Annotated in this window: 13 protein-coding genes and 1 tRNA gene; 6 read left to right on the forward strand and 8 right to left on the reverse strand. The window is 72.3% G+C overall.

Annotation, left to right across the window (positions count from 1 at the left end; all coding sequences use genetic code 11):
• Positions 1-80 precede the first annotated feature (80 nt).
• The 4 genes from ACQEVB_RS09425 to ACQEVB_RS09440 all read right to left on the reverse strand — a co-directional run bounded on the left by ACQEVB_RS09425 (position 81) and on the right by ACQEVB_RS09440 (position 5,321).
• A complete protein-coding gene (locus ACQEVB_RS09425; protein WP_432967598.1) occupies positions 81-2,618 on the reverse strand; it encodes an LCP family protein in 2,538 nt (845 codons plus the stop codon).
• A 117-nt stretch (positions 2,619-2,735) separates the two neighbouring features.
• Complete coding sequence (locus tag ACQEVB_RS09430; RefSeq protein ID WP_432967601.1) at positions 2,736-3,512, reverse strand: GGDEF domain-containing protein; 777 nt, start codon at positions 3,510-3,512, stop codon at positions 2,736-2,738.
• Positions 3,513-3,589: 77 nt separating this feature from the next.
• On the reverse strand, positions 3,590-4,726 hold the full coding sequence (gene dusB / locus ACQEVB_RS09435) for a tRNA dihydrouridine synthase DusB (protein WP_432967604.1): 1,137 nt from the start codon (positions 4,724-4,726) through the stop codon (positions 3,590-3,592).
• A gap of 31 nt (positions 4,727-4,757) precedes the next feature.
• Positions 4,758-5,321 carry a superoxide dismutase gene (locus ACQEVB_RS09440; protein WP_432967607.1) on the reverse strand — a complete coding sequence of 188 codons (564 nt, stop codon included), beginning with the start codon at positions 5,319-5,321 and terminating at the stop codon, positions 4,758-4,760.
• A 105-nt stretch (positions 5,322-5,426) separates the two neighbouring features.
• Between ACQEVB_RS09440 and ACQEVB_RS09445 the strand changes: the two genes are divergently transcribed.
• Positions 5,427-5,499 (forward strand) — tRNA-Lys (locus ACQEVB_RS09445).
• Between the two features lie 385 nt (positions 5,500-5,884).
• On the opposite strand, the gene ACQEVB_RS09450 is transcribed toward ACQEVB_RS09445, so the two are convergent.
• The gene (locus tag ACQEVB_RS09450) at positions 5,885-6,118 is read right to left on the reverse strand and encodes a hypothetical protein (protein ID WP_432967610.1); all 234 of its coding nucleotides are present in this window, start codon (positions 6,116-6,118) and stop codon (positions 5,885-5,887) included.
• Positions 6,119-6,726: 608 nt separating this feature from the next.
• Between ACQEVB_RS09450 and ACQEVB_RS09455 the strand changes: the two genes are divergently transcribed.
• From ACQEVB_RS09455 to ACQEVB_RS09470, 4 genes are read left to right on the forward strand one after another with little or no spacing between them, the layout of a single operon-like run.
• The gene (locus tag ACQEVB_RS09455) at positions 6,727-7,404 is read left to right on the forward strand and encodes a TVP38/TMEM64 family protein (protein ID WP_432967613.1); all 678 of its coding nucleotides are present in this window, start codon (positions 6,727-6,729) and stop codon (positions 7,402-7,404) included.
• Positions 7,397-8,803, forward strand: a complete 1,407-nt coding sequence (locus ACQEVB_RS09460) for a Dyp-type peroxidase (protein WP_432967616.1) — start codon at positions 7,397-7,399, stop codon at positions 8,801-8,803. The genes ACQEVB_RS09455 and ACQEVB_RS09460 overlap by 8 nt, the downstream gene beginning before the upstream one ends.
• Positions 8,800-10,596: a ferritin-like domain-containing protein gene (locus ACQEVB_RS09465; RefSeq protein ID WP_432967619.1), complete on the forward strand. Its 1,797-nt coding sequence runs from the start codon at positions 8,800-8,802 to the stop codon at positions 10,594-10,596. The genes ACQEVB_RS09460 and ACQEVB_RS09465 overlap by 4 nt, the downstream gene beginning before the upstream one ends.
• A 25-nt stretch (positions 10,597-10,621) precedes the next feature.
• Positions 10,622-11,926, forward strand: coding sequence for a hypothetical protein (locus tag ACQEVB_RS09470; protein ID WP_432967622.1), 1,305 nt, complete (start codon positions 10,622-10,624; stop codon positions 11,924-11,926).
• A 118-nt stretch (positions 11,927-12,044) separates the two neighbouring features.
• Here the strand turns inward: ACQEVB_RS09470 and ACQEVB_RS09475 are convergent, their stop codons facing one another.
• The gene (locus ACQEVB_RS09475; protein WP_432967625.1) at positions 12,045-12,623 is read right to left on the reverse strand and encodes a TetR/AcrR family transcriptional regulator; all 579 of its coding nucleotides are present in this window, start codon (positions 12,621-12,623) and stop codon (positions 12,045-12,047) included.
• Positions 12,624-12,695: 72 nt separating this feature from the next.
• On the opposite strand from ACQEVB_RS09475, the gene ACQEVB_RS09480 reads away from it, so the two are divergent.
• The gene (locus ACQEVB_RS09480; protein WP_432967629.1) at positions 12,696-13,865 is read left to right on the forward strand and encodes an FAD-dependent monooxygenase; all 1,170 of its coding nucleotides are present in this window, start codon (positions 12,696-12,698) and stop codon (positions 13,863-13,865) included.
• On the opposite strand, the gene ACQEVB_RS09485 is transcribed toward ACQEVB_RS09480, so the two are convergent.
• Positions 13,843-14,709 (reverse strand): alpha/beta fold hydrolase, encoded by an 867-nt coding sequence (locus ACQEVB_RS09485; RefSeq protein ID WP_432967632.1) that lies wholly within the window; start codon positions 14,707-14,709, stop codon positions 13,843-13,845. The two genes, ACQEVB_RS09480 and ACQEVB_RS09485, sit on opposite strands and share 23 nt — an antisense overlap.
• A 36-nt stretch (positions 14,710-14,745) precedes the next feature.
• The gene (locus tag ACQEVB_RS09490) at positions 14,746-17,121 is read right to left on the reverse strand and encodes an ATP-binding cassette domain-containing protein (RefSeq protein ID WP_432967635.1); all 2,376 of its coding nucleotides are present in this window, start codon (positions 17,119-17,121) and stop codon (positions 14,746-14,748) included.
• Positions 17,122-17,135: the final 14 nt, after the last annotated feature.

Consider the following 17,135-nt stretch of genomic DNA (forward strand, 5'->3'; position numbering starts at 1 on the left):
GTGCCGAGCCTAATGGCCCGGACGGGCGATTCGCGCGGTTGCGGGTGAACCGCAGGTGAACCCTGGTCGACCGGTCCTGCTCAGCTGCACTGTGAGCTGCCGGTCGCGGCCTGCGCACCGTCCGTGTCCGGGACGGCGCTGGTCGGCGGCCGCACGACGTCGTCGAACGACCGGCCGAGGACGAGCTGGAGCACCCCGGTGCTGCCCGGGTCGGGCACCGTCGTCGCCGACGGCACGCTGCCGGCCAGCAGCTTCGCGGCGGCCTCGCGGTCGGGCGAGAACCTGATGATCGTCTGGCTGGTGCGCTGGGCGGCGTTGCCGGTGTCGCCGACGCCGAAGCCGAGCTGCTTGAGCGTCTCCGCGATCTGGTTCGCCAGTCCGGCCCGGTCCGACGCATTGAGGACCTGGACCGGCACGTCACCGGGCTGCGGTCCGGCTCCGGCGGCGGCGTCGGAGGCCGCCGGCAGCGGCTTGCCGGTGCGGATGGCCGTGAAGAGGTCGGCCGCCTCCGCGTCGCGCAGCACGAGCGCCGATCCGGACGGCCCGGCCATCGTCGGCGCCGCCACGAACCGGACGCCGTCCGCGTCGAGCTTGTGCAGGGTCCGGGCGGTGGCGTGCACCTGGTCGAGGTCGAGGCCATCGACGGTGAGGGCGCGACCCAGCACCGGCCGGGCCGCCATCAGCCGGCCGATGTCGAGCAGCCCGGTGGTGGACAGCAGCGGCGCCAGCGCGGCGGCCAGCACCCCCTGCTGGCGTTCCACCCGGCCCGCGCCGGACGCCGGGTCACCCGCGACCTCCCGGGCGCGCAGGTAGTCCAGGGTGTGGTCGCCGCCCAGGCGCTGCGTGCCCGGCTGGGCGACGATCGGGCCCAACGACTGGTCGACGACGGGCCGGGTCAGGCACAGCCCGACGCCGCCCACCGCGTCCACCAGCCGGGCCAGCTCGTCGAGGTCGATCCCGACGTACGAGGTGATCGACAGGCCGGTGAGCTGCTGGACGACGCGCGTCGCGCACCGCGGTCCACCCACCCCCAGTGCGGACGCGAGCTTGGTGCCCTTCTCCGCCGGCACCAGCTGGGTCGTGTACTCCCGGGAGATCGGGTCGAACCGCTCGCACGGCGGCCGGTTGATCTCCAAGGTGGAGGGCAGCGACAGCACCGTCACCGATCCGCCACCGGCCGGCACGTGCGCGATCGCGAACGTCGTCGCGTCGTTCGAACCGGTACCCGGGATCGTCTCCCGCTCACCCGCGACGACCAGCACGTTCTTCGACCCGGCCTGGGCCGCCGCGTCGACCACCGCGCTGGAGCGGGTGTCCAGCGCCGAGACGGTCGGCACGACCTTGCCGAGCCAGGCCCGCGTCGCGTACCCGGCGCCCGCGGCTCCCAGCACCACGACGACGAGGGCCAGGCAGAGCAGCCGCAGCGGCGTGAAGCGCGGGCGCGGCAGCGGCTCGTCGTCCTGCTCGAGGTGGCGGTCACTGATCAGCGCCAGACCCGCGTGTGCCGCGGTCAACCTGGTCAGCGTCTCGTCGATCCGGGCGACGCGCTGGGCGCCGTTCTCCCGGTCGTCCGCAGACGGCTCGGGCCGGGAACGCCGATCGGCGCCCGGCCCGTCCGGCTGCTCGCGACGGCGCGCCGGGAGGGCGGTGGTGGCGGGATCGGCGAAGGCCGCCCGGCGTCCGGCGGGCGGCACCTTCGCGTTGGGCGCGGTGTGGCGGGAGGTGCGCGCGCTCAGGCGGGTGGTGGCTTCGGCCCCGTTCGACCGGTCGTTCGCGCGCACCCAGCCCGGCGACACGGCCTGCGTGCGCTGCAGCGCACCGCTGCTCTCCAGCGCGGCCCGCCCGCGTGCCGTGGACTCGTCGAGGAAGTTGCCGGTGCCGCCCGCTCCGCGGCCGCCCAGGTCGTCCACGTGCGGGCCGGGTGGCGCGTGGCGTGCGGGAGGCGCCTCCGGGCGGCGGCGTCGGCCACCCGGCTGCGGTCCGTCGTCGACGGGCTCGGGTCGTCGACGACGGCCACCGGTGCTCTCGACGGGCGGGGCCGCGTCGTCGCGTCGCCGGCGCCCACCGGTGGACTCGACCGGCCGAGCCGTGTCGGGCTCGGGTGCTCTGCGGCGGCCGGCCGGGCGGTCCTCGGTCGCCGGCCACGAGTCGACCTCGGGCCGCCTGCGGCGTCCGCCGGTGGTCTCGACGGCCGACCGGGGCTCGTCCGTATCCGGTGCCCGGCGGCGGCCGCCCCCGGCGACCGGCGGGGCATCGGCTCGGCGGCGCCCACCGGTGGCCTCGATCGCCGGGCCGTCGGCGCGTCGGCGACGTCCGCCGTCGGCCTCGGGGGCGGGAGGCCGGGGCTCGTCCGGTTCGGGCCGGCGGCGCCGCCCGCCCGTGCGTTCGACGGGCGAGTCGTCGGGTGCCCGGTGCCGGCGCGGGGAGCCGTTCGCAGCCGCGGGCGGCGGGCCGGCGGCATCATCGGGCCGTCGACGGCGACCACCTGCCTCCGGCTCGAGCAGGCCGAAGCGGGCGAGCACGTCGTCGGCCCGCTCGTCACCGTCGCGAACGGCAGCGCGGCGGCCGCCGGATCCACCGGCGTAGTCACGTCGAGCACGGTCCCTGCCGTCCTCCACGTCACCTCCCGGATCGAACCTCGTCCGGGACGGACCTGGGTCGCCGCGCAGTGCCCGGTCCGCCCCCGCGGCCGCAGGCCAGCTTACGGATCGAGAACGATGCGGGAACGATCAGGGTCAGGCGGGCTGGACGATCGACCGGCGGGCCGCAGCTGCTCCGGCCAGCCGCACGAGCCCCGTCTGCTCGTCGCGGTAGGCGACGGCGTTGCGGCCCGAGTGCTTCGCGGCGTACAGCAGGGTGTCGGCGGCGTCCACGAGCTGTTCCACGTCCGTCACCGGGCCCACGCCGTGCGCGACCCCGATGCTCACCGTGACGCGCAGCGCGGGGTCCAGCGCGGCCCAGTCGTGGGAGTCGACACGGTGCCGGGCGGCCTCGCAGGTGCGCACGGCCGAAGCGATGTCGCACCCCGGCAGGACCAGCGCGAACTCCTCGCCGCCGTAGCGGGCGCAGAAGCCGCCGGGAGGCAGGTCGAGGGCGAGCTCGTCGACGAGGCACTGCAGCACGCGGTCGCCGAAGCGGTGCCCGAACCGGTCGTTGACCTGCTTGAAGTGGTCGGCGTCGACGAACGCCACAGACACCCCGGCCGAGCTGCGCACAGTGCGGTCGTCGAGGAGCGCCGCGAGGTGTTCGTCGAGGTAGCGGCGGTTGTAGCTGGAGGTCAGGCTGTCGCGGCGGCTCTGCTCCCGCGCCTCGGCGTACTCCCGGCGCAGCCGGTCCAGCTCGTCCACGCCACCGGTGAGTGAGCTCAGCAACCGGACCGCGGTGCGCAGGTGGCGGTAGGCCTGCTCGTAGCTGCCGTCGGCGGCCAGCTCGTCCGCTGCTTCGACCAGCCGGGCCGCCGCTCCGGCCGAGCCCGGCCGCGTCACCTCTCCCGGCATCGTCGTCGTACCCATCGTTGCCCCGCCTCCCCGTTACCGGTGTTGTCGGCGGGACTGATGTGACGCTTGAGGGTTACGACCCGGACGTGGTATCAGCCGCCCGAGTGCTCCAGCTCGGCGCCGGCCGGCACCGTCGGGTCGTCGGGATCGTCCAGCCAGTGCTCGGGCAGCACGACCTTGCCCGGGGAGCCCTGACGGCCGCGCGGGCCCTCCGCGTCGGCCGGGAACGGCTCGTCGGGATCGAGACCTGACAGCAGCTCGTCGAGCTGGTCGAGGCTCTCCACCATGCCCAGGCTGCGGCGCAGGTCGCCGCCGATCGGGAAGCCCTTCAGGTACCAGGCGATGTGCTTGCGCATGTCGCGGATGCCCTTGTGGTCGCCCATGTACTCGATCAGCAGCTCCGCGTGCCGGCGCATCGTCGCCGTCACCTGGCCCAACGACGGCGGCTGCGGCAGCTCCCGTCCGGCGAACGCGGCCTCCAGATCGCCGAAGAGCCACGGCCGACCCAGGCAGCCGCGTCCCACGACCACGCCGTCGCAACCCGTGGCCGCGACCATCGCCAGCGCGTCCGCAGCGCTGAAGATGTCGCCGTTGCCGAGCACCGGCAGCTCCGCCGGCAGGGCGTCGCGCAGCCGCGCGATCGCCGACCAGTCGGCCGTGCCGGAGTAGCGCTGCGCCGCCGTGCGCGCGTGCAGGGCCACCGCCGCGACACCGGCGTCGGCGGCGCGGCGGGCGGCGTCGAGGAACGTGTGCCGCTCGTCGTCGATGCCGATGCGCATCTTCACCGTGACGGGCACGTCGCCGGCGTTGTCGACCGCGGCCCGAACGATCGCCTCGAACAGGCGCCGCTTGTACGGCAGCGCGGCGCCCCCGCCGCGGCGCGTCACCTTCGGGACGGGGCAGCCGAAGTTGAGGTCGACGTGATCGGCCAGGTCCTGCTCGACCACCGTGCGCACGGCGAGCCCGATCGTCGTCGGGTCGACCCCGTAGAGCTGCATGGAGCGCGGGTGCTCGTCGGGATCCATCGCGATCATGCGGAACGTCAACGGGTTCTTCTCCACCAGCCCGCGCGAGGTGATCATCTCGCAGACGTAGAACCCCGCACCCTGCTCACGGCACAGCCGGCGGAACCCGGCGTTGGTGATACCGGCCATCGGGGCCAGCACGACCGGCGTCGCCGACTCGTACGGGCCGATGCGCAACGGCCTGTGGATCGCAGGAGCACTCACGCTGACCCATTGTCCACGCTGACCGAGCCGATCAGAACGGCACGTCGATGCAGGCGGCGCGAGCACCCGCCGTCCCCGCCTTGCCCGGCTCCGTCGACGTCGGCATCGCGTGCACGATCACCGACGCGGGCCGGCGATCGGCGGGGAACACCTTGCGCATCGTGGCCGTGGCCGTGCCGGAACCGCCGTTGTCGGTGGTGAGGTCGAGCCACACCTCGTTCTGCGCGTTCGCGTACCGCGGGTCGACGCTCGGCTGCACCGGATCCACGTCGAACTGGAAGTGCGGGCCGGCCGCATCCCCCTTCGCCCCGCACGGCTTGGCGTGCGCGTGCGCCCCGTACCGCCGGTTCGGCAGCACGCCACGCAGCGCCAGCGTCACCACCTCGCCGCCGTCACGGGTCGTCGTCGTGACCACCGCCCCCGCACCCACCGGCACCAGGCCCGGGTCGTAGGTCACCCCGCCCGACCCCGGCTGCGACCCGAACTGCACATCCGTCCGCACCTGCCGCGGCCCCGCCGCCCCCGCGGTCCCACCGCACGCGGTGAGCCCCGCCACCAGCACGAGCAGGGAACACACCAGCACGCGTCGTCGCATCGGCCCAGAATGGCCTGCTGACCAGCAGTGACGACCCCGCCCCGCCCCGTTGCTCCACCCGAGTGATGGCGACGGAGCCGGCGGGTGGCCGTAGGCTTGCCGCAGGGGCCTCTAGCTCAATCGGCAGAGCAGCGGACTTTTAATCCGCGGGTTCCGGGTTCGATCCCCGGGGGGCCCACCGCGCTTGACCAGGTGAACGTGCCGCCCGCGCTCGGCCCGCCTCAGTTGTGACGCGTTCCATGACGCGAACGTGCTCCACAGCTGCACGTATGGCGCCACGAACACGTCGCCGGCAGCGCACGCGGGTCCACTGCTCGACGATTCCGTCGAAGGGGCTGGTGTTCGGGCGCTGAGTCTCGACCGTGACTCGCGGCGGGACGCTCGGGCTGGCACCCACGGGCGGGTGGTGGGTGATCGTTCTCGTGGCCCTTGCCTTGCCATGCTTGCATGCGGCCCCCCGACGCCTCGACGTCGTAGCGCTGGTCGAAGCGGCGTTGCGGACTCGCCGGCGCTCAAACCGGTCGACGTCCGCATATCCCCGGGGGCCTACACCCGACGGCAGCTCACGACTGGGCGGCGTCCACGACGTGCCCGTCGTGGACGAGCAACCGGATGCGGCCGGGACGGAGATCGGCGGTCAGCAGGAAAGGGTCGCCGAGGTGGTAGATCTCGACCTCGAACCCTTCGCTGCGGTACCGCTCGGCGACCTCGTCGGTCGGCCGATCTGCCGCGTGCTCGGGCGGGAGCGTGGGTACTGGCCAGCCGTCACGGGGGCCGTCGAAGCGATCTAGTCGCATCGAAAGGTCGGGTGGGCCGTTGCCGATGACGACCACTGCGAGCTGATCCTGCGGCGGCCAGGCCGGTGAAGCGCTCGGGCTCCTGCTCGATCAGGCTCTGCATCGCGTCGATCACCGGAAGCTGTGCCGCCTGCCGTACGTGGCTGTCCGGCGCTGTGTCGAATCCGCTCCGGGGGAGCCGCTTCCTCTCAAAGTCTTCGGTCACCTCTTCGGTCACCGACAGTCCTGCCTAATGCACGATGAGTGCACGGGGCGGGCGACGACTCGCCGAAAAGGGTCGGAGCCAAGCCCTTCCCAGCAACAGCCGTCCGGCCCGCCGCCCCTCCGTCGTGCCGAACACGCGCTCCATCACCGCCATGACCCTCGCCGATCTTCGAATCGACGTTTCCGCCGACGGACAGGAACTGAAGATCCGTCGACACAGGGGACGGCCGGTCGTCAGGAGGAGAGACCGGATCTGGCCGGCGCGCACACCGCTGGGGCACACATCGCACCCCCGTCGACGCAGCAGCAGTGGATGTATCACAGACGAGGGACGAGGTCTCCTCCACTTCGACAGGGTCACGGCGCTGTGCGACGGGCTCGGGATGCAGGAGCCAGGAGGGTCGATGAACGAGCAGTCGGTCGGTGACGGGACAGATGTGTCGCTGGTGCGGTACGGGCTGTTCATCGGCAGCGTGCTGGCCATTTTCCTGGCCACGTTCGTGCTGGTCGCGATGCTGGCCGTGCCGTTGCTGGACGACCCGGCCCCGATGATGAGCGGGGGCGGGGTCGTCGCCGCCCTGTGCGGGGTCGGGCTCCTCCTGGCCGATGTCCTGCTGCCCGTGCCCTCAAGCCTGGTGATGATTGCCCACGGCATGTTGTTCGGTGCCGCAGCGGGAGCACTGCTGTCGCTGATCGGCGGGGTCGGTGCCGCGCTCGCCGGGTACGGGCTGGGCCGCTGGGCAGGCCCGCCCACGTTGCGGCGGGTGTGCTCGGCCGCGGAACGGGCGCGGGCGGCCCGTCTCGTGGACCGCTGGGGCGTGCTCGCCGTGATCGTGACGCGTCCGGTACCGCTGCTGGCCGAGACGGTGGCCGTGATGGCGGGCGCTCAGCAGTTGGGGTTGCCGCGGACGGCGCTCGCGTCGGTGGTGGGCGTGCTGCCGGCCGCCGTGCTCTACGCCGCGGCCGGAGCGCTGGGCTGGTCGGAGTCGACGGGTCTGGTCGCGTTCGGGCTCGTCCTGCTGGTCGCGGCACTGATGTGGCTCGTCGGGCAGCCACCACGGACGGAGGACACTCGTGATTGACCTGCAACAGCCTCTCGATCTGGACGACCCCGAGGCCGAGGCGTTCCTGGACGGCATCCAGGGCAACATCCTGCGCTCGCACGGCCGGGACTTCAGCGCGCACCTGTTGCTGCGCATGGCCGGCGACGCGGAGGCGGCGCGGCGCTGGATCACCGCTTTCGCGACCGAGCGGGTGACCTCGGCCGCGACCGCACTGCGCCAAACCCGCGCGTTCCGGGAGTACGGCGGGCCAGGGGCGCCGTTCGCCCTGTTCGCACTGGCCCCTGACGGGTACCGCGCGCTCGGCTTCACCGACGCACAGCTGCCCACCCCCGACGACCGGTTCAACCCGTCGTTCGGCGACCGCTACTTCCGGCTCGGCATGAAGGGCCAGGCCACGATCGTGCCGCGTCGGGCCAACGACCCCGATGTGTCGGCCTGGGAACCGCCCTACCGGCAGCAGATCCACGCGATGGTCCTGCTGGCCGACGACGACAAGGCACGCCTGGACACGTCCGTCGCCGAGGTGGCAGCGTCGGCCGCGGGGGTGTTCGACGTACTGACGGTTGAACGCGGCGCGCGCCTGACCCAGAAGTTCCCCCGTGGCGAGCTGACCATCGAGCACTTCGGGTTCCAGGACGGCGTGAGCCAACCGTTGATGATCAAGCAGGACATCGACGCGGAGGTGGCACGGCGCGGTGCCGAGCACTGGGACCCGCGGGCACCGCTGTCGCTGGCGCTGCTGCGCGAACCGGGCGGCGGGCTGGGCAGCTTCCTCGTGTTCCGCAAGCTCGAGCAGGACGTCAAGGGCTTCCGGGACGCTGTGGGTGACCTCGCCAACCGCACCGGCGCCGATGCCGAGGACCTCGCGGCGATGGCGGTGGGCCGCCGACGCGACGGCACCCCGCTCGTCCCGACCACGACACTCGTCGACGGCGCCGACCCGAACGACTTCCACTACGACCTCGATCCGGTCGGCCGCCAGTGCCCGTTGTTCGCGCACATCCGCAAGACCAACCCGCGCGGTGACGTCCCCCGCTACATCGCACCCGGGACCGCCGAGTTCGAGCGCGCGCGCCGGATCGTCCGCCGCGGCATCACCTACGGCGAGCGCCCCGACCTCGCCGACCCACCCGTGGGCGACCCACCCTCGACCGGGGTCGGGCTGCTGTTCCTGTGCTTCGGGTCGAACATCGACCAGTTCATGATCCAGCAGGACGGGGCGGATTCCGACCACTTCGTGCGCAGCGATGTCGGCGTGGACGCGATCATCGGGCAGCATCCCGACCCGCTTCCCCAGCGTTGGTTCGGCACGGCGTTCCCGATGGCCAACTTCGTGACGATGAAGGGCGGCGAGTACTTCTTCGCGCCCAGCATGACCTTCCTGGCCGGTCTGGGCCGGACGGAGGCTCGGCCATGACCCGGTTGCGGTGGCGACGCCACCGGATCACGACGCTTCCGGCCGAGGAGCTGGCGGACCTCGTGCGGAACCTCGCCCCGGTGTCGGCGTTCGCCCGGTCGGTTCAGGGCGAGGCGATCGAGGACGACGGCATCGAGCTGCCCGAGCTGCCGGATTCTCCCGTCGGCAAGGCGACGGCGCTGCTGCGGGTGGCCGCGCAGATCGAGCATGCGCTGATGGTGCAGTACCTGTACGCGGGCGCCTCGCTCACGAGACCGGCCCACGCGCTGCGGGTCACCGGTGTGGCGGTCGAGGAGATGAGCCACCTCATGACGGTGCAGAACCTGCTGCGCCTGATCGGCGCCCCGCCGCACCTGCAGCGGCAGGACGACGGCCACCCGGTCGACGAGGACGAGCAACTGTTCCCGTTCGACTTCCGGCTGGAGCCCGTGTCGAACGTGTCGCTTGCGAAGTACGTGATCGCCGAGTCTCCCGCGGTTGCCCCGGACGGGGTCGATCCATCGGTGCTTGTGCGCATGCACAGTCTGGTAACTGGGGCCCGATCGGACCCGATCAACCGGGTCGGCACGCTGTACGCGCTCCTGAGCGCCGTGTTCGGCACGCCGGAGATGCTGCACCAGCTGGCGACCCCTGGTCCCGGCGTGAGCGCGGACCAGGTCCTCTGGTACTCCATGATCGAGAGCGTCGCGGCCGAGGCGGCCTTGCGCTACGGCGGCGCGGAGAGCGTGCACCTCCCGGACGACGCCTTCGCGGTACCGGACAGCGAGGCGCAGAGCACGGACAAGGACTGGGACCGTGCGAAGATCTCGGTGATCGGGGTCCGGGTGCACGCCGTGACGTCCCGGCTGGAAGCGCTCGAGGCACTGCGCGACATCGGAGTGCAAGGTGAGGGCCCGACCCCGGTGCCCGGGGAGACCAGCCACTTCAAGCGCTTCTACGACCAGTTCACCGCGCTGTTCGGCGCCGACGGTCTCGGGACCGTGCCCCCGGCTGGGACCGTCCGGCCGCTTCCTGCCGGGGCTCGGATCGTCCTCGACCCGGGCGGCGTCGATCGGGACGGCGCCATCACCCATCCGGCGACCGCGCAGTGGGCCCGCCTGGCCGACCTACGGTATGCGCTGCTCCTGGGCTCGCTGGAACGCTTCCTCCAGGCACCGGCCGACGACCGGGCGTACCTGCGCGGCTGGTGCTTCGCCGAGATGTACGCCCTGCACGAGCTCGCCGAGTTGCTGGGCGGGATGCCGGCCGGGACCGGCGTCTCGCCGGCCGTCGCGGCTCCCCCGTTCACGCCGCCTGCCTGGCCGGGCGACGGTGCGCGGTGGCCGGACCTGGCGGCGGCGTTCCAGGAGAGCCGGACGATTGCCGGGGACCTGCTGCCAGGCGTGCCCGAGGATCCGGACGAGCCGGAGAACGGGCACCGGTTGCTGGTCCACCTGCTCGCGTCGGACGAGCGCAAGCTGGCCGAAGCACAGGCCCGCGCGAACGGGACCACCCAGCGCACGCGCACCGACGCCGTCCGCGACGCGCTGGACTGGGCGGCCGGGGCCGGCGATCCCAAGAGCGGCCACGCCGATCAGGGCCGGTTCTGGAACCTGCAGCACGCCGAGTTCGTCGAGGTGACGATCGGGACCAAGGTCGTGCAGCGACCGGGACCGGGCGAGGACGCACCGATGGTCGAGCGCCTGCGCAGTGGATCGATGCCCCGGCTCCGGCCGAGGCTCGACCCGACGGGTCCCGAGTTCCTGCTCATCGAGAAGTGGGTGGCCGACGGCTGCCCGGACGACCCTGCCTGAACCGGCGACCGGAACGAGGAGAGACATGACCGTCATCGCGGCACTCCAGGGCGAGACGTCCGGCGACCACTTCCTCATCGCGCCCCACGACGGCCGGGTCTTCCCCGGCGTGCTGGCACTGAGCACCGACAGAGCCACGACCGTCACGCTCCGCTCGGTGCCCGACGGGCGGATCGTCCTGTCCCCCACGACATGCGACCTCGGCACCGACCCGACGGACGTGACCGTGCACGCGACCGGGCCCAGCCAGTCCCGCGGGGACACGACGATCGAGATCGTCGAGGGCGGCGACGTCGTCGCCACGCTGGAGCTGACCTGCATCGAGGAACCGGTCGTGCACTTCCGGGGCAGGTTCGAAGCGCGGTTCGCCACCGACTCCGCCCCGTACAACGACAACCCGGCCTACACCTCCGACCCGGACCAGGACCAGGACGTTGCCGTGGCCTCCGGCTGGACCTGGGTGCTCGAGGGCGAGCCCCCGTTCGTGCCGGCCACCGGCAACGTTCCAAAGCGGATCGAGATGCCCGTCGGACGGGAGATCCGCTTCAACGACCCGGTCGCGCTTCGCCCCAGGGTCGAGCCCGTCGTGACCCTCGTGGACCGGGTCAGCGGTCGCACCGCGGCCGGTGAGGAGAGCTTCACCGCCGGCGACCCGCTCATCGGCGAACCCGTCGATGTCGGCCCGCACACCTACTTCGCCGGCAACCGCGGGCGCAACCCCGCCGACCCCCGCACGGAGGAGTCGTACCAGCCCATGCGCGAAGTGCTGGCGCTGTTCGAGCTGCACCTGGGGACCCGCTTCTCCGGCGGCTCGGCCGTGGGTCCTTTCACCCACATGGCGACCAGCGTCAACGAACGCACCCGCACACCCGACTCCCGGCCGCACACCGTGGAGTTCACCTCGGGGACCGATGAGCTCGTCCAGTTCGGCCTCCCACCGGACGTCGCCTCGGTCAGCGATGCGCGCATCGACGCCCTCCTCGGCGACTACGCCGCCGCGACACCGGGCACCACCGAACGCCGCAACCTGCACCGGCGCATCTGCCACCTGCTCGCCACCGTCTCCGACGGCAAGCAGGCAGCGGTGCTCGCCGCAGCGCAACCGGGCGAGTTCGACATCCGTGCGGGAACGATCCCCCAAGGGTGGACGGGCAAGCAGGTGTTCCGCGGAAAGGTCGACGCCGACCTGCACGTCACGCCCGACGGCTCCGGCGTCGTCGCGTACCTCGCGGGGTTCGGGTCCTTCACCGTGGAGCTGCACATGTTCGGCTTCCACTCCGACGAGCTCTGCGCCCATCACATCGGCAGCCTCCGGCCCGACAGCGCGTGACTCACGACAGGCAGCACGCATGACGCGGTTCGCGCGTGTGGTCTCGACGAGGCCGGCTGCTGATCGATGCAGGAAGTGGCGAGAGGAGGACCTCACACTCCGCCGTACGAGGCCACCGTCAGCTGACGTGCGCAGCGAGGGCGGCAAGACCCTCCGCGATGTCCTCCGGGCCCGGCGCGGCGTCGGGGTCGATCAACCACTGCAGCATGATCCCCGAGATCATGGCGAGCTGGACGCTGCCGATCCGGCGGGCGGCGACGGGGTCGAGCTCGTCCTCCGGCACGCCGAGCAGGCCGGCGGCGAGGCCGCTGCGGCCTTCGCCCATGCCGCGCTGGATGGCTTCGCGCACCCGAGGGACCCCGTCGAGCTGCAGGCTGGCCTCCACGGTCGCCATCCACAGCTTCGGCCGGGTGCGGAACGACTCGATGGCCTGCCGCCAGAACGCTTCGTAGCGCTCCCGTGGGTTCGCGTCGACGCGCACCGACGCGGCGACGGCGGCGCCGATCTCGTCGCCCCACTCCTCGAAGGCCTGCATGAACGCCTCGGTGAGCAGCGCCTCGCGGGACCCGAAGTGGTAGCCGATCGCGGCGTGGTTGACGCCCGCGGCGGCGGCGATGTCGCGGACGGTGCTGCGCGCCCAGCCCTTCTCCAGCAGGCAGGTGAGCGCGCCGGCCAGCAGGTCCTCCCGGTTCCCCATGCGCGCACTGTACTCCAACTGGTTTATCCATTTGGATTGACCAAGTGGATAAGCCAGCGCTACCGTCAGCGCATGACAACGGTGCTGATCTCAGGTGCAGGTATCGCCGGACCGTCGCTGGCCTTCTGGCTGAGCCGCTACGACTACGAGGTGACGGTCGTCGAGCAGGCCGACGAGCTGCGGAAGGGCGGATCGGCCGTCGACTTCCGCGGCGACCAGATGGCGCTGCTGGAGCGCATGGGCATCCTCGACGAGCTGCGCGCGTGCGCCACGGGGATGGGCGACCAGCTGATCGTCGACCGGGACGGCCGCGAGGTCTCCCGCATGCCGTCGGTCGTCTTCAGCGGGGAGCTGGAGGTCGAGCGCGGCGACCTGTCGGCCGTCCTGCACCGGCACACGGCCGACCGCGTCGAGTACGTGTTCGGCGACCGGATCATCGCACTCCGCCAGGACGCGGACGGCGTCGACGTCACGTTCGAGCGGGCCCCGCGGCGGCGGTTCGACCTGGTCGTCGGCGCGGACGGGCAGCACTCCGGCGTCCGCCGCCTGCTCTTCGGCGACGGGCACACCGCCGATCTCGGCTACCACGCGATCGGCTTCACGATGCCGAACGTGCTCGGCCTCGACCACAGCGCCCGCATCCACAACGAGCCCGGCCGCTACGTCAACGTCGGCAGCGCCCGCGACCCGCACCGGGCGGGGGTCATGCTCGTCGCGGAGGCACCCGAGCTCGGCCAGCACCGGCGCGACGCGCAGGCACAGCGCGCGATCGTCCGCGAGCGCTTCGCGGACATGGGCTGGATCGTGCCGCAGGTCATCGACGCGATGGACGAGGCGGACGACCTGTACGTCACGTCGTTCGCCCAGGTGCACCTGCCGCGTTGGGCGCAGGGTCGGGTCGTGCTGCTCGGCGACGCCGCCTGGTGCGGTGGCCCCGGCAGCAACGGCACGGGGCACGCGATGCTCGGGGCGTACACGCTGGCCGGTGAGCTGGCCGCGGCCGGTGGCGACCACGTCGCAGCCTTTGCGCGCTACGAGGAGGTGATGCGCCCGGCGACGACGAAGTCGCAGAAGTTCGCGGCGAGCGCGGGCCGGCACCTGGCCCCGCCGACGGCGCGCAAGATCCGGCAGCGCGACCGCGTCTACCGGCTGCTGTCCTCGCGGCCGATGACGGGGCTGCTGAGCCGGATCGTGAAGCGCAACGCCAACACCGGGGCGCTCAGGGAGTACGCCGACGCATGAGGAGCTGTCCGACCGCGTCGGCGGTCCGCTCGTCGGTCATGACGCCGAAGTGGTTCTGCGGCACCTCGACGACCCGCAGGTCAGCGGCCGCGGCGCGCAGCGCGTCCCGGTCCGCGGCGGTGACGGTGTCGCCGCCGGCAAACGGGACGGCGGCCCGTACGAGCAGCGCGGGCATCGTGATCCGCGACCAGTTCGCGACCAGCCCGGCTCGCTCGTCCGCCAAGCGGTCGAGGTCCTCGGTGCACGCCGCCTTGCTGGTGCGCGGGCGCCAGCCGTCGCCGGTGGCGTGCAGCTCGTAGGCGTACAGGCGGTCCCAGTAGTGGCTCCACTGGGCGACGTGACCGGCGGTGCGCAGGGTGGCGACGTAGTCGGCGGGATCGCCGACGACCGCGTCGAGGCGACCCAGCCCGGCCCGGACGGCGGCGTGGACGGCGGGCTCCTCCTCGCGGGCGTGGTCGATCAGCGTCAGCGTGCGCAGCCGCTCACCTGCCAGGCCGGCGACGGTGATCCCGATGAGCGCACCGAGCGACCAGCCGACCAGGTCGAACCGGTCGGCGCCCAGCCCGTCGGCCACGGCCAGGACGTCGGCGGCGTGCGACGCCAGCCCGTAGCTGCCGGGCGGGGTGATGCTGCTCTGCCCGCGTCCCCGCAGGTCCATGGCGACGACCTGGTGCTCGGCGCCGCCGATTCGGTCTGCGACGTAGTCGAAGGCGCGCAGGTTCGCCGACAGCCCGTGCACGCACAGCACGATCGGGGCGTGCGGGTCGCCGTGCCGGGCGATCCGCACGGTCGCGCCGCCCGGCACCTCCACGTCCGATTCGACGGTCGTCTGGTTCTGCGCCATGCCGGCAGTGTCGGTCAGCCGGCTTTCACCGGCGCTTCACCCGGCTCCGACGTACTCCGCCAGGTGCTGCCCGGTGAGGGTGGAACGGGCGGCGACGAGATCGGCCGGGGTGCCCTCGAACACGATCTGGCCGCCGTCGTGCCCGGCGCCCGGACCGAGGTCGATGATCCAGTCCGCGTGCGCCATGACGGCCTGGTGGTGCTCGATCACGATCACCGAGCGGCCGGCGTCGACGAGCCGGTCGAGCAGCGCGAGCAGCTGCTCGACGTCGGCCAGGTGGAGCCCGGACGTGGGTTCGTCGAGCACGAAGACCGCGGAGTCGGCGGCACCTTTCTCGCTCATGCGGGTGGCGAGCTTCAACCGCTGCCGCTCGCCGCCGGACAGCGTGGTCAGCGGCTGGCCGAGGGTGAGGTAGCCGAGCCCGACGTCGGCGAGGTGGGTGAGGATCGTGTGCGCGGCCGGGGTCCTGGCCTCGCCGTCGCCGAAGAACGCCTGCGCCTCGGCGACGGGCATCGCGAGCACCTCGCTGATGTCCTTGCCGCCGAACTCGTACTCGAGCACGGAGTCGGCGAAGCGGCGGCCCTCGCACACCTCGCACGGCGCCGACACCCCGGCCATGATCCCCAGGTCGGTGTAGACCACGCCGGCGCCGTTGCAGTTCGGGCAGGCGCCCTCGGAGTTGGCGCTGAACAGGGCCGGCTTCACACCGTTGGCCTTCGCAAAGGCCTTGCGGATGGGGTCGAGCAGGCCGGTGTAGGTGGCCGGGTTGCTGCGCCGCGAGCCGCGGATCGGCGCCTGGTCGACCGAGACCACACCGTCGCGGCCCGACACCGATCCGTGGATCAGGGAACTCTTGCCCGACCCCGCCACGCCGGTGACGACCACCAGCACGCCCAGCGGGATGTCGACGTCGACGTCGCGCAGGTTGTGCGTGCTCGCTCCGCGCACCTCCAGCGCGCCCGACGGGGTGCGCACGGACGGCTTGAGCCGCGCGCGGTCGTCCAGGTGCCGGCCGGTGCGGGTGCCGCTCCTGCGCAGGCCGTCCAGCGAACCCTCGAAGACGATCTCGCCGCCGGCCGTGCCGGCACCCGGCCCGAGGTCGACGACGTGGTCGGCGATCGCGATCATCTCCGGCTTGTGCTCGACGACGAGCACCGTGTTGCCCTTGTCGCGCAGCTGCAGCAGCAGGTCGTTCATGCGCTGGATGTCGTGCGGGTGCAGGCCGATCGTCGGCTCGTCGAAGACGTAGGTGACGTCGGTGAGCGACGAGCCGAGGTGCCGGATCATCTTGGTGCGCTGCGCCTCGCCGCCCGACAGCGTGCCCGCCGGTCGGTCGAGGGAGAGGTAGCCCAGCCCGATCCCGACGAACGAGTCGAGCGTGTGGCCCAGCGCCTGCAGCAGCGGCCCGACGGACGGCTCGTCGAGCTTGCGCACCCAGCCGGCCAGGTCGCTGATCTGCATGGCGCAGGCGTCGGCGATGCTGAGCCCGTCGATCTTCGACGAGCGGGCCAGCTCGGTGAGGCGCGTGCCGTCGCACTCCGGGCACGTGCGGAACGTCGCCGCGCGCTCCACGAAGGCGCGGATGTGCGGCTGCAGGGAGTCGATGTCCTTCGACAGGAACGACTTCTGGATCTGCGGCACCAGCCCGAGGTAGGTGAGGTTGACCCCGTCCACCTTGATCTTCGTGGCCTCCTTGTACAGGAGGGCGTCGAGCTCCTTCTTCGTGTAGTCCTTGACCGGCTTGTCGGGGTCGAACCAGCCGCAGCCGCGGTAGATGCGCCCGTACCAGCCCTCCATGCTGTAGCCGGGGATGGTGATCGCGCCCTCGTTCAGCGACTTCGTCTCGTCGTAGAGCGCGGTGAGGTCGACGTCGTTCACCGATCCGCGACCTTCGCAGCGCGGGCACATGCCGCCGACGATGGCGAAGTCGCGGCGCTCCTTCACCGTCTTGCCGCCCCGCTCGAACTGGACGGCGCCCGCGCCGCTGATGGAGGCCACGTTGAAGGAGAACGCCTGTGGTGAGCCGATGTGCGGCTCCCCGAGCCGGCTCCACAGGATGCGCAGCATGGCCCCGGTGTCGGTGGCCGTGCCGACGGTCGAGCGCGGGTCGGCACCCATCCGCTGCTGATCGACGATGATCGCCGTGGTCAGCCCCTCGAGGACGTCGACGTCGGGGCGGGCCAGCGTGGGCATGAACCCCTGGACGAAGGCGCTGTACGTCTCGTTGATGAGGCGCTGCGACTCCGCGGCGATCGTGTCGAACACCAGAGAGCTCTTGCCCGAGCCGGAGACCCCCGTGAACACCGTCAGCCGCCGCTTGGGCAGCTCGATGCTGACGTCCTTGAGGTTGTTCTCGCGCGCCCCGTGGACCCGGATCAGGTCGTGGCTGTCCGCGGCGTGTGCGGTGGTCATCGTGGTCTCCGAGC

It is taken from the genome of Pseudonocardia sp. CA-107938 (assembly GCF_050936315.1).
GTDB lineage: Bacteria > Actinomycetota > Actinomycetes > Mycobacteriales > Pseudonocardiaceae > Pseudonocardia.